Source organism: Azospirillum sp. P4_B5, assembly GCF_056402275.1.
Genome location: NZ_JBFUHT010000052.1, coordinates 19,643 through 31,541 on the forward strand (window position 1 = coordinate 19,643; position 11,899 = coordinate 31,541).

The following is an 11,899-nucleotide window of genomic DNA, read 5'->3' on the forward strand; positions in this document are numbered from 1 at the left end:
GTCAGGCGGCGGGCGGATAACCGAGCGCGCAGCGCACGGCCACCAGGGCGCATTCGCGCTTGCCCACCCGCACCCGCTGGTTGAGATCGCGCCAGCCGCGGGTGCGCAGCCGCACCAGCAGCCGATGGTACAGCACCATCATGGCGACCGCCGCCCACAGAGAGCCGCGCCGACCGGCGGCCTGCCCCTCGGCTAGCGCCTGGCGCGCCTCGGCGAAGCGTTCCTCGGCCAGAACCGCCAGCGCCTCGCAGATCTGGGGCAGGTTGGGGTGGGCGAGCACCGTGGCGGGGTCGGAGCTGCCGATGCCGGCCTCGTCGAGCAACTCTCGCGGCAGATAGAGCCGCCCGATCTCCGCGTCCTCCGTCAGGTCGCGCAGGATGTTGGTCAACTGCAACGCCTCGCCCAGCGCCAGGGCGAAGGCCTCGGTTGAGGCGTCCGCCCGGTCGAACACGCGAATCGCCAGCATGCCCACCGCGCCGGCGACGCGGCGGCAATAGAGCCGCAGGGTCGGCAGCGCCGGGCCGGTCATGCCGCCGCTGTTGCCGGTCCCGTTGCCCTCGTCCGCCGGGATGTCCATCGCCATGCCGTCGATCAGCGCCTCCAGCTCGCCGCGCGGCAGGCCGTAGCGTTCGATGGCGCCCTTCAGCGCCGCCCCCAGCGAGCTGGACGGCGCGCCGCCGGCGTAGAGACCGCGGATCTCGGTCCTCCAGGCGTCGAGCGCAGCGCGCTTCTCCGCGGGCTCGCCGGGCTCGTCCGCGATGTCGTCGATTCGCCGGCAGAAGGCGTAGATCGCGAACATCGCCGCCCGCTTGGAGCGGGGGAGAAGCAGCATCGGCCAGTAAAAGGTGCTGCCCGACCGCCCGGTCACCACCGCCGCCGCGGCAGCCGGGCTGCCGGCGGTGTCGCTCTGCGTCGAGTCCAGCGATGGCTGCGGCATACGTCGGTCCTACGTGGTGGCGGTCGAAGGGGGCGGAGTCTATTTGCTCCCGATGGCGCGCGCCAGCCCGCGTGCGGTGGCGAACAGCTTATGATGCGTGCCGAGCACCACCCGCTTCTTCAGCGGATCACGGCTGCGCAGCCGCTGCGCCAGCGACTCGGCGAGGCTGAGGATCACCGAGGCTTCCATCCGCAACCCACGGTGCTGGATCAGGCCGGGCAGGGGGGCGGCGCGCTCCAGCAGGCGATCGGTGTGCTCCAGCGTGCGGTCGAAGATGGCGCGCAGCTTGGCGTCGCTCTCCGTTTCGACCAGCCGCTCGACGCTGATCGCCGAATCGTCGAACCAGACCAGCGGGATGTAGCAGCGACCGAGCTGGCTCCAGTCCTCCCGGCAGTCCTGAAGGTGGTTCAGCACCTGCAGGGCGGTGCACAGCGCGTCCGACGCCGGTCCGGCGGCCACGCCCTCGCCGTGCAGGTCCAGCAGGTAGCGTCCGACCGGATTGGCGGAGAAGCGGCAGTAGAGCAGCAGGTCGCTCCAGCTGTGGCAGCGCGCGCCGACCGCGTCGCGCCGGAAGGCGCGCAGCACCTGCCGGGGGTGGCGGTCGCTGACCCCGGTGGCCTGCAGGCTGGCGCGCAGGTCCAGCGCCGGCTTCAGATAGGCGTGCTTGGCCTGCCCGGTGGTCAGCGAGCGTTCCAACGCCTCCAAATAGGCGAGCTTGGTCTCCGGCTCGAGATCGGTGTCGTCGGCGATGTCGTCGCCCAGCCGGACGAACCGGTAGAAGGCCATCACATGCGGCCTGAGATGCTTCGGGAGCAGGCGCGAGGCGACCGGAAAATTCTCCGAGTCCGCGTCCTTGCGGGCGACCGGGCTGGGTTTGCGGGGCTTGGTGGGGGCGACGTTGAAATCGGCCATTGTTCCGCCTGCTGCGCGTCGGGGCTGGTGTGGAGAGCCTGTCTGCCTAATATAAGGCGCTTGCGGGCTTTGCCCCGCTTCCAAACTGTGCCACCCCCATTTTTCCAGAACAGGCATCACATGGCGAAGGCGACCCCCGACCTGTCCTATTGCGGACGGGAGGTGCGGAAATATGACAACGACCGCTTCCTGACCTGCCTCTTCGCCCCGGCGGAGCGCCGCGAATCGCTGTTCGCCCTCTACGCATTCAATCTAGAGATCGCCAAGACCCGCGAGGTGGTGACCGAGCCGGTGCTGGGCCAGATGCGGCTCCAGTTCTGGCGCGACGGGCTGGACAAGGTCTATGAGGGCGGCGCCGTGCCCAAGCACGCGGTGATGGAGCCGCTGGCCGCCGCCGTGCGGGAAGGCGGGTTGAGCCGCGCCCTGTTCGACCGGCTGATCGACGCGCGGGAGGCCGACTTGGACGACACCCCGCCGGCCAACCTGTCCTGCCTCGTCAACTACGCGGAGGTCACCGGGGCGCCGCTGGTCCAGCTCGCGCTGGAGATCCTCGGCGCGAAGGGGGCGGAGGCGGCGGAGGCCGGCCGTCAGGCCGGGATCGGCTACGCGCTTGCCGGCATCGTCCGGGCGGTGCCCTTCCACGCCCGTCAGCACCGCCAGCTTCTCCCCGCCGACCGCATGGCGGCGCACGGCGCCAAGCAGGGCGACCTGTTCGAACTGCGCTCCACCCCCGAACTGCGCCCCGTGGCGCGCGAGGTGGCGGAGGCCGCCCGCGACCATCTAACGAAGGCCCGCGCGTTGCGCCGTTCGGTGCCGCGCGCCGCCCTGTCGGCGCTGCTGCCGGCGGTGCTGGCCGGGCTGCATCTGGACGCGCTGGCGCGGGAGGGCAACGACCCCTTCGCCGCGCGCGTGCTGATGCCCCACCCGCTGCGCCACGCCAAGCTGGCCTGGGCGGCGTTGCGCGGGCGTTACTGAGAAAAAAGGATGCGCCGTTGCGATTGCCGCGGCCGTCCCTAATTTGTCGAGCTGCAACCTGTCAGCGTGGTCGTCGTTCCCAGCGAGGGACGGGGGAAGGCCTTGGCCAGCGATTCCAGGGCCACGGCTATCACGCCTCCGTCCAGGTCACGATAATGCGCCGAGTACAGAAGGCTCACTATGAGGCGCGAATGAATTTTGGCCTGATCGATGTTTGCAATTGTCAAAGCATGGATAAGAGCAAAATCAGCGTTCACCAATATGCCGCGCTTTTGTAGATCTGGCGACAATCCGCCGATAGGGCCGATCTGGATCGGCTTTATCTTGCTGATCCATTTCAGAAAATAGCCGGCGATCTTATATCGGTCCGCGCGCTCCATTCCGTGGAACGTCTTCAGGCGACGGATGTCCAAGAAATAACTTTCGACCGCATGCAGCAAGAGCGCCTTGTTCATCTCAGCGCCTTGCAGTCCCGTTACGGAGAGCTTCTTGTTGTAGGCTTCGAATGCTTGGTAGAGGTAGGCGCATCGGCGCACGATGCGCTGTCGTTCGTCCGCCTCGGATGGTGCCTCGGCAAGATCGTTGCTCGCATCGAACATGGCGCTACGTCTTGGCTTGGGTTACGGTGCTGGAGGGAACAATGCCCGCGATTGCTGTGCTGGTCGCGCTGAACGCGCTGTCCAGGTTGGACTGAAACTCCGCCAGTGCAGCCTCCTCATCAAACGGCACATCGTCGTTCGGAAGAGTCCAGTGGGAGACGTCGCGGATGCCCTCATTGCCGTGGAGTTCCGTGAACTCTTTGATGAGGGCTGGATTCAATGGCAAGGACATGCAGGGTGTCACTTGTTCAATGGTGTGGGTTGGGGAGGAAGACGTTCATCGCTGCGTTCTAAGTCCGATGTTCCCGCACGTCAACAAGCCATTCGTCAGGATGGAGACAAAACAGGGAAAATCTCTTCATTTCCCACAACCATATATCCCCATCCTCGTTCGTCATCTCCTCGAAATCACGCCGATGGCGCGTTTGATAGCCAGCCTTGGAGATCCTCCAGCGCGCGGCGGGTGTAGGCCAGCTTGCGGTCGCGTCCGCGGATGCGTTCGTCCACCGGCGGGAACAGGCCGAAATTGACGTTCATCGGCTGGTAGGTGTCGGCGTTGGCGCCGCCGGTGATGTGGCCGAGGATCGCCCCCAGCGCCGTGGTGACCGGCGGGGCGGACGGCTCGCCGCCCAGCCGCTCGGCGGCGGCGAAGCGACCGGCGAGCAGGCCGACGGCGGCGCTTTCCACATAGCCTTCGCAACCGGTCACCTGCCCGGCGAAGCGGATGCGCGGCTGCGCCTTCAGCCGCAGCGCGCCGTCCAGCAGGCGCGGGCTGTTCAGGAAGGTGTTGCGGTGCAGGCCGCCCAGCCGGGCAAATTCCGCCTTTTCCAGGCCGGGGATCATGCGGAAGATCCGCGCCTGCTCGGCGTGGCGCAGCTTGGTCTGGAAACCGACGAGGTTGTAGAGCGTGCCCAGCGCGTTGTCCTGGCGAAGCTGGACCACCGCGTAGGGACGGCGTTCCGGCTTGTGCGGGTTGGTCAGGCCGACCGGCTTCATCGGGCCGTAGCGCAGCGTGTCCACCCCGCGCTCCGCCATCACCTCGATGGGCAGGCAGCCTTCGAAGTAGGGGGTGCTCTTCTCCCACTCCTTGAAGTCCACCTTTTCGGCGGTCAGCAGGGCGTCGATGAAGGCGCGGTACTCGTCCTTCTCGAAGGCGCAGTTGATGTAGTCCTTGCCGGTGCCGCCGGGGCCGGGCTTGTCGTAGCGCGACTGGAACCACGCCTTGGACAGGTCCACGCTCTCCAGATAGACGATGGGGGCGATGGCGTCGAAGAAGGCCAGCGATTCCTCGCCGGTGAAGCTGCGGATCGCCTCGGCCAGCGGCGGCGAGGTCAGGGGGCCGGTGGCGATGACGACGCTGTCCCATGCCTCCGGCGGCAGGCCGGCGACCTCGCCGCGCTCCACGGTGATGAGCGGGTGGCCGATGATCGCCTCGGTCACGGCGCCCGCGAAGCCGTCGCGGTCCATGGCCAGCGCGCCGCCGGCCGGCACCTTGTGCGCGTCGGCGCAGCGCAGGATCAGCGAACCGCAGCGCCGCATCTCCTCGTGCAGCAGGCCGACCGCGTTGTACTCCGCGTCATCCGACCGGAAGGAATTGGAGCAGACCAATTCGGCGAGCTGGTCGGTGCTGTGCGCCTCGGTCGGGCGTACGGGCCGCATCTCGTGCAGCACGACGGGAACGCCGCGCTGGGCGAGCTGCCAAGCGGCTTCGGACCCGGCAAGGCCGCCGCCGATGACGTGAACGGGGGAAAGGGACGTGTCGACCATATCAGCAACTTTCGCAAAGTTGCCGAACAAGTAGACCGTCATTGTCGCCACGGCAAGGCCAACCCGGACCACAGCGCGGAATCGCGACCAGAATCGCCCCTACGGTCCGGCGATCCTGATCGCTCCGCCGAACAGCGGTGACTTACTGGGCGGCGAGCTTCTGCTTGAGCCCGTCGAAGCCCGAGGTGAAGATGCCCGAGATCACCTTGCGCGACTCCTCGTCGCTGGCGCCATTGGAGGTGTAGCGCGCCGTCCACACGACGCGGGTGCCCTTGCCCGCCGGTTCGGCCGACAGGGAGGCCGCGTAGTCCTTGACCGGCAGCGGGCTGGTCAGGATCGAGTAGCGGATGCGGTGGCTGCTGGCAGAGGAGGAGAGCAGGCGCTCCTCGATCGCGCCGCCGCCCTTGAGGGCAAGCACGCGCTCCTGCGCACCGTCCTTCCGGCGCAGGGTGCAGCTTTCCACAGCCGGATGCCAAGCGCCGAGATTGCAGAAGGGACCGATCTGCTGCCAGACCGTCTCCACCGGGTAAGGCAAGATGGCCGACTCCGTGACCTCGACGGCCAGGGACGGGCTGGCCAGCGCGATCAGGGCGGCCGTGATCGCGAACAGGGTGCGCATGGGGTTCCCTCCGTTGTTCGGCTGTTCCGGTGCGCTTCATTGGGCGCGCCTTGAAATCCTAGCCGAGCGGGGAGAGCTTGAAACTTGTACGTTGGTAGGACGAACAAGAAAAGGATCGGCAAGACAACGGCCGGTCCCGCCTGTGCGGAGCCGGCCGTTTCATTTGGTAGCGAAACGAAAAGTCCTTATTCGCTCTTGGTCGTCGTGGTGCGCTCGGTGGTGGTCGAACCGCCGGTCGGTGGGGTGGTCAGGCTGGAGTTGCCGTAGCCGGGCGAGGTGGTCGTGGTGGTGGTCGTGGTGCTGGTGGACTCGTCGGTTCCGCAGGCGCTGACCAGCAAGGCCGCGCCGAAAGCCAGCGCCACACCGGATATCATGGTCCTGGACATGCTCCGTCTCCATCCTGTTGGCGAAAGATGGAGAGGAAACGCCCTCGCTGCGGCTTTGTTTCCGGGACAAAAGTCGGTCAGAAGAAAAAGGCCGGGGGTGGCCCCGGCCCGTCTTCATGCCCTCTTCCGGCTTTTCGGCTTCGCCTTCAGGTAAGGGGCCAGATACTGGCCGGTGTAACTCCGCTTGACCTTCGCCACGTCTTCCGGGGTGCCCTCCGCGACGATCTCGCCGCCGCCGGTGCCGCCCTCGGGGCCGAGGTCGATGATCCAGTCGGCGGTCTTGATGACCTCCAGATTGTGCTCGATCACCAGCACCGTGTTGCCCTGGTCGACCAGCGCGTGGAGCACCTCCATCAGCTTCTCGACGTCGGCGAAATGCAGGCCGGTGGTCGGCTCGTCGAGGATGTAGAGGGTGCGGCCGGTGGCGCGGCGGCTCAGCTCCTTGGACAGCTTCACCCGCTGCGCCTCGCCGCCGGAGAGCGTCGTGGCGGGCTGGCCGATGTGGATGTAGCCGAGGCCCACCCGCTCCAGCGTCTCCATCTTGTCGCGGATGCCGGGCACGGCCTTGAAGAACTCCTTGCCCTCCTCGACCGTCATGTCGAGCACGTCGGCGATGGTCTTGTCGCGGTAGGTGACCTCCAACGTCTCGCGGTTGTAGCGCTTGCCGTGGCAGACGTCGCAGGTGACGTAGACGTCGGGCAGGAAGTGCATCTCGATCTTGATGACGCCGTCACCCTGGCATGCCTCGCAGCGCCCGCCCTTCACGTTGAAGGAGAAGCGGCCGGGGCCGTAACCGCGGGCCTTTGCCTCGGGCAGGCCGGCGAACCAGTCGCGGATCGGGGTGAAGGCGCCGGTGTAGGTCGCCGGGTTGGAGCGCGGGGTGCGGCCGATCGGCGACTGGTCGATGTCGATGACCTTGTCGAGATGCTCCAGCCCCAGCAATTCGTCATGCTCCGCCGGATGCTCGCGGGCGCCCATCAGCTTGCGCGCCACCGCCTTGTAGAGCGTCTCGATGATCAGGGTGGACTTGCCGCCGCCCGACACGCCGGTCACGCAGGTGAAGGTGCCCATCGGGATGCGCGCCGAGACGTTCTGAAGGTTGTTGGCGCGCGCGCCCTTCACCTCCAGGAACTGGCCCTTGTGGCCGGGGCGGCGCTGATCCGGCACCGGCACGAAGCGGGTGCCGTTGAGGAACTGGGCGGTGACGCTGTCCGGATTGGCCTGGACCTCCTCCGGGGTGCCCTGGGCGATCACGGTGCCGCCGTGCTGGCCGGCGCCGGGACCCATGTCCACCAGATAGTCGGCGGTGCGGATGGCGTCCTCGTCATGCTCGACCACGATCACGGTGTTGCCGAGGTCGCGCAGCCGCTTCAGAGTCGCCAGCAGCCGGTCGTTGTCGCGCTGGTGCAGGCCGATGGACGGCTCGTCCAGCACGTAGAGCACGCCGGTCAGGCCGGACCCGATCTGCGAGGCGAGGCGGATGCGCTGGCTCTCGCCGCCGGACAGCGATCCGGAGCCGCGGCTGAGCGTCAGGTATTCCAGCCCCACCGCGTTGAGGAAGCCCAGCCGCTCGTTGATCTCCTTGAGGATGCGGTAGGCGATCTCCTTGTCCTTCGGGCGCAGATGATCGTTCAGCGTGCTGAACCACGTCGCCGCGTCGGCGATGGACATTTCCGCCGCCTGGGAGATGTGCTGGCCGTGCACCTTGACGGCCAGCGCCTCCGGCTTCAGGCGGGCGCCCTTGCAGGTCTCACAGGGCTGGGAGGACTGGTACTTGGACAGCTCCTCCCGCATGTAGGCGCTTTCCGTCTCGCGGTAGCGGCGCTCCAGATTGTTGACGATGCCCTCGAAGGCCTTATTCGTCTGGTAGCTGCGCAGCCCGTCGTCGTAGGTCATCGTAATGGCGGAGCCGTCGGAACCGTAGAGGATGGTCTGGCGGACCTTCTCCGGCAGCTTCTCCCACGGCGTGTCCATGGCGACGCCGAAATGCTGGGCGATGCTCTCCAGAGTCTGCACGTAATACTGGGAGGAGGAGCCGGCCCAGGGGGCGATGGCGCCCTTCTTCAGCGACAGCCGCTCGTCCGGGACGACCAGCATCGGGTCGAAGTAGATCTTGCTGCCCAGCCCGTCGCAGGCCGGGCAGGCGCCGAACGGGTTGTTGAAGGAGAACAGCCGCGGCTCGATCTCCGGGATGGTGAAGCCGGACACCGGGCAGGCGAATTTCTGCGAGAAGACGGTCTGCTCGTGCGACTCGGCGTCCTCGACGAAGACGATGCCGTCGGCGAGGCCGAGCGCCGTCTCCAGCGAATCGGCGAGCCGGTTGCCCAGCCCCTCGCGGACGACGATGCGGTCCACCACCACATCGATGTCGTGCTTCAACTTCTTGTTGAGCGCCGGAACCTCGTCAATCTCGTGCATCGTGCCGTCGACGCGCACGCGTTGGAAGCCGCGCTTGCGGAGGTCCTGGATCTCCTTCTTGTACTCGCCCTTGCGGCCCCGGATCAGCGGCGCCAGCAGCAGCAGGCGCGTGCCCTCCGGCATCGCCAGGATACGGTCGACCATCTGGCTGACCGTCTGGCTCTCGATGGGCAGGCCGGTGGCCGGGGAGTAGGGGATGCCGACCCGCGCCCACAAGAGGCGCATGTAGTCGTAGATCTCCGTCACCGTGCCGACGGTGGAGCGCGGATTTTTCGAGGTCGTCTTCTGCTCGATGGAGATGGCCGGCGACAGCCCCTCGATCGAATCGACATCCGGCTTCTGCATCAGCTCCAGGAACTGGCGCGCGTAGGCCGACAGGCTCTCGACGTAGCGTCGCTGGCCTTCCGCGTAGATCGTGTCGAACGCCAGCGATGACTTGCCCGATCCCGACAAGCCGGTGATGACGATCAGCTCGTCCCGAGGCAGATCGACATCGACGTTCTTGAGGTTGTGCTCCCGCGCGCCGCGGACACTGATGTGCTTGTTCATGGAGTGTTCTTAGCCGAAACCGGAGGGGAAGGGAAGGCGCCAAAAAAGCTCCGAAAGCCCGGACAGATATGTGCCACGCGCAGGCGACTTGCCACCGGTACGCGTCCCTTTCCGGCCTTGCGGGACCCAGGGTCGCGGTGCGGGAATGCCATGGAGCCGACAATGGAGAACCACCAAGGAATATGTTGGCGGCACGGACTCTCTCTGCTATGTTTGTTCATGGAGTGTTCTCTTTCGCGCGGAGTGGGCGGGTTGATCCGGGTGGAAGGGGCGAAGCGCTCCGCGGCGGCGGTTGACCCGTGCCCTTTCCGCATGCTTTGTGAAGCGCAAGGCAGGGTGGGGCATGGACCGATCCATGGATCAAACCGGCCCTGCGAACAGACACCCCCGGTATCCGGACGCCCTTCCGCCGGGCGCCCGAACGGGTCGGATGGGATACCGGGAACCCGCGCTAGGAGACACGTGCGATGAATGTATGGACGTTTACGGGGCGCCTCGGCGCGGATGGCGAGCTTCGCTCCACGCAGAGCGGTGAAAAGGTTCTGGGCTTCCGCGTCGCCAACGACGTCGGATTCGGCGACCGCAAGACCACCCAGTGGGTGGACTGCTCCATCTGGGGCCGCCGTGCGGAGGCTTTGGCGCAGCACCTGACCAAGGGCAAGGCCGTGGTCATCTCCGGCGAGGTGACGCTCCGCGAGTTCGAGAAGCGCGACGGCACCCGCGGCGCCGGCCTGTCGGTGCGCGTCGCCGAGATCGACTTCACCGGCGGTCGTGAAGGCGAAGGCGGTGGTGGTGGCGGTTACGGCGGCGGCGGCGGTGGTGGCGGCGGTGGCGGCTACGAATCGCGCGGCGGCGGCGGTGGCGGTGGCTACGGCGGCGGCGGCGGTGGCCGCAGCGGCGGCGGTGCTCCGCCCAAGCACGACGACCTGGACGACGAAATCCCGTTCTAAAACTTACCAGGGGTGGTCGTGTGAGGTTTCCAGCCTGAGGCCTTTGTGTTTACTGGTTTCCCCGGTTGCATACCTTACCGGCTGTGGTGTTTTTCTGCCTGTGAGATTGTTACCGGGGAAGCCTGTAAAGAATTGCACGGCTTCAGGTCCGCATCATCGTGATGGAGGGGGAGCGAATCTCCCTCTTGATCGCTTCCGTTGGCGTGCCTCCTATCTGGCCGAACGCTTGGCGGCTGACAATTCGGCGCACCGCCCATCGGGCCAGCAACACCCTCCAGGCAAACTGCTACTCCCTGAAGTTCCTGTATCTATGGGCTGCTGAGTCTGGCATCGACATCGAAAGCCGGATGCTCTCCGGCCAATTCCCCAAGAGCCACGAGGTCGCCAGCTTCGCCGGGGCAGCAGCGCGGCATCTGGACGAGGTGGGCGGTGACGCCCGTACCAAGCCCACGAAGGCCAGCAAGGTGGTGTCGCTCGAACAGGTCCGTATGGGGGCGCCTGTGATCACCAAAGCGGTCCATAAGCATACCACGGCGAATCGAGTGCGGACCGTTGCCCAGTACCTCCAATGGCTCGGCCAGGAGGGCAGCAATGACCTCGATCTGGAGGCCGCGTCGAAGCGCAAGGCGCATTTGGACGAAATGGTGGCCAAGCTGAACGCCAAGGTGCCGCTGACGAAGGGGCGGAATGCCGTGGACCAGCGAGAGGCGCCGCCGGTCGAAGTTACGGACCGCGTGTTGGAGGTGCTGGAACCGGACTCGCCTGACAACCCCTGGAAGGACCGTCGATGCCGATCGAACCGGTCAGCGTTCAAACGGGTAGCCCAGTTCCTTCCATGCGCGGGAATGCAGGCCGCGGTAGGAACTCGGCAGACGATACCAATGGGGATTCCCAACACCCACGGATGACGGTCAGGAGCATAGTCCGGGAAGACCGGCGTCCGGCCTTCACGCGGGCGACACCCGTCGATCCTCCTACAATTTGAGCCTACGCAGCCGCAGCGCGTTCCCGACCACGGACACCGAACTCAGAGCCATCGCGGCCGCGGCGATGATCGGTGACAGCGTCCACCCGAACAGCGGGTAAAAGACACCCGCCGCGACCGGCACGCCGAGCGCGTTGTAGACGAACGCCAGAAACAGGTTCTGCCGGATGTTGCGCATCGTTGCCCGGCTGAGAGTCCGCGCCCGTGCGATGCCCGCCAGATCCCCCTTCACCAGCGTCACCCCGGCACTCTGAATCGCGACCTCGGTGCCGGTGCCCATCGCCACGCCGACGTCGGCCTCGGCCAGCGCCGGGGCGTCGTTCACGCCGTCTCCGGCCATCGCCACCACCCGGCCTTGCGCCTTCAGCCGCTTCACCACCTGGTTCTTGTCCTCCGGCAGCACCTCGGCCTCGACCGCGTCGATGCCCAGGCGGCGCGCCACTGCCTCGGCCGTGGTCCGGTTGTCGCCGGTCAGCATGACGATCCGCACACCATCGTTCCGGAGCGTCTCCAGCGCATGCGGCGTGGTCGCCTTGATCGGGTCGGCGACCGCAATCACGCCACCCGGCTGGCCGTCAATGGCGGCGAAGAGAGCGGTGGCGCCCTCGCGCCGGAGGTCGTCGGCGCGCGTTTCCAGGTCGCCCAACGCAATGCCCTGGTCCCGCATCATCGCGGCGTTGCCGAGGGACACTGTGCGCCCGCCGACCGTCCCGACGACGCCCTTGCCGGTGACGGAGCCGAAGTCGGCGACGTCCCGCAGCGGCAGGCCCCGTTCCTTGGCGGAGGCGACGATGGCGGCCGC

At 66.9% G+C, this 11,899-nt stretch carries 12 protein-coding genes; 3 read left to right on the plus strand and 9 right to left on the minus strand.

The window, feature by feature from the left end; all coding sequences use genetic code 11:
- Position 1: 1 nt before the first annotated feature.
- Both hpnD and AC1DVI_RS27650 read right to left on the minus strand, forming a co-directional pair.
- Positions 2–937 (minus strand): presqualene diphosphate synthase HpnD, encoded by a 936-nt coding sequence (gene hpnD / locus AC1DVI_RS27645; RefSeq protein ID WP_476960704.1) that lies wholly within the window; start codon positions 935–937, stop codon positions 2–4.
- Between the two features lie 39 nt (positions 938–976).
- Positions 977–1,849: a squalene/phytoene synthase family protein gene (locus AC1DVI_RS27650; protein ID WP_476960705.1), complete on the minus strand. Its 873-nt coding sequence runs from the start codon at positions 1,847–1,849 to the stop codon at positions 977–979.
- A gap of 120 nt (positions 1,850–1,969) precedes the next feature.
- Between AC1DVI_RS27650 and AC1DVI_RS27655 the strand changes: the two genes are divergently transcribed.
- Positions 1,970–2,824 (plus strand): phytoene/squalene synthase family protein, encoded by an 855-nt coding sequence (locus AC1DVI_RS27655; protein WP_476960706.1) that lies wholly within the window; start codon positions 1,970–1,972, stop codon positions 2,822–2,824.
- A gap of 38 nt (positions 2,825–2,862) precedes the next feature.
- Here the strand turns inward: AC1DVI_RS27655 and AC1DVI_RS27660 are convergent, their stop codons facing one another.
- The 6 genes from AC1DVI_RS27660 to uvrA all read right to left on the minus strand — a co-directional run bounded on the left by AC1DVI_RS27660 (position 2,863) and on the right by uvrA (position 9,162).
- Positions 2,863–3,423: a hypothetical protein gene (locus AC1DVI_RS27660; RefSeq protein ID WP_476960707.1), complete on the minus strand. Its 561-nt coding sequence runs from the start codon at positions 3,421–3,423 to the stop codon at positions 2,863–2,865.
- A 4-nt stretch (positions 3,424–3,427) separates the two neighbouring features.
- A complete protein-coding gene (locus AC1DVI_RS27665; RefSeq protein ID WP_476960708.1) occupies positions 3,428–3,655 on the minus strand; it encodes a hypothetical protein in 228 nt (75 codons plus the stop codon).
- A 176-nt stretch (positions 3,656–3,831) separates the two neighbouring features.
- Entirely contained in the window at positions 3,832–5,190 is a 1,359-nt protein-coding gene (gene trmFO / locus AC1DVI_RS27670; RefSeq protein WP_476960709.1) for a methylenetetrahydrofolate--tRNA-(uracil(54)-C(5))-methyltransferase (FADH(2)-oxidizing) TrmFO, read from the minus strand.
- A 142-nt stretch (positions 5,191–5,332) separates the two neighbouring features.
- Positions 5,333–5,809 carry an SRPBCC family protein gene (locus AC1DVI_RS27675; RefSeq protein WP_476960710.1) on the minus strand — a complete coding sequence of 159 codons (477 nt, stop codon included), beginning with the start codon at positions 5,807–5,809 and terminating at the stop codon, positions 5,333–5,335.
- Positions 5,810–5,994: 185 nt separating this feature from the next.
- Entirely contained in the window at positions 5,995–6,195 is a 201-nt protein-coding gene (locus AC1DVI_RS27680) for a hypothetical protein (RefSeq protein ID WP_454017856.1), read from the minus strand.
- Between the two features lie 114 nt (positions 6,196–6,309).
- A complete protein-coding gene (gene uvrA, locus AC1DVI_RS27685; protein WP_476960711.1) occupies positions 6,310–9,162 on the minus strand; it encodes an excinuclease ABC subunit UvrA in 2,853 nt (950 codons plus the stop codon).
- A 467-nt stretch (positions 9,163–9,629) separates the two neighbouring features.
- Here uvrA and AC1DVI_RS27690 point away from each other — a divergent pair, with 467 nt between their 5' ends.
- Positions 9,630–10,112, plus strand: a complete 483-nt coding sequence (locus tag AC1DVI_RS27690; RefSeq protein WP_476960712.1) for a single-stranded DNA-binding protein — start codon at positions 9,630–9,632, stop codon at positions 10,110–10,112.
- Positions 10,113–10,297: 185 nt separating this feature from the next.
- Positions 10,298–11,020 (plus strand): hypothetical protein, encoded by a 723-nt coding sequence (locus AC1DVI_RS27695; protein WP_476960713.1) that lies wholly within the window; start codon positions 10,298–10,300, stop codon positions 11,018–11,020.
- Between the two features lie 66 nt (positions 11,021–11,086).
- On the opposite strand, the gene AC1DVI_RS27700 is transcribed toward AC1DVI_RS27695, so the two are convergent.
- Positions 11,087–11,899, minus strand: an 813-nt coding sequence (locus AC1DVI_RS27700; protein ID WP_476960714.1) for an HAD-IC family P-type ATPase, incomplete at its 5' end; no start/stop codon positions are given.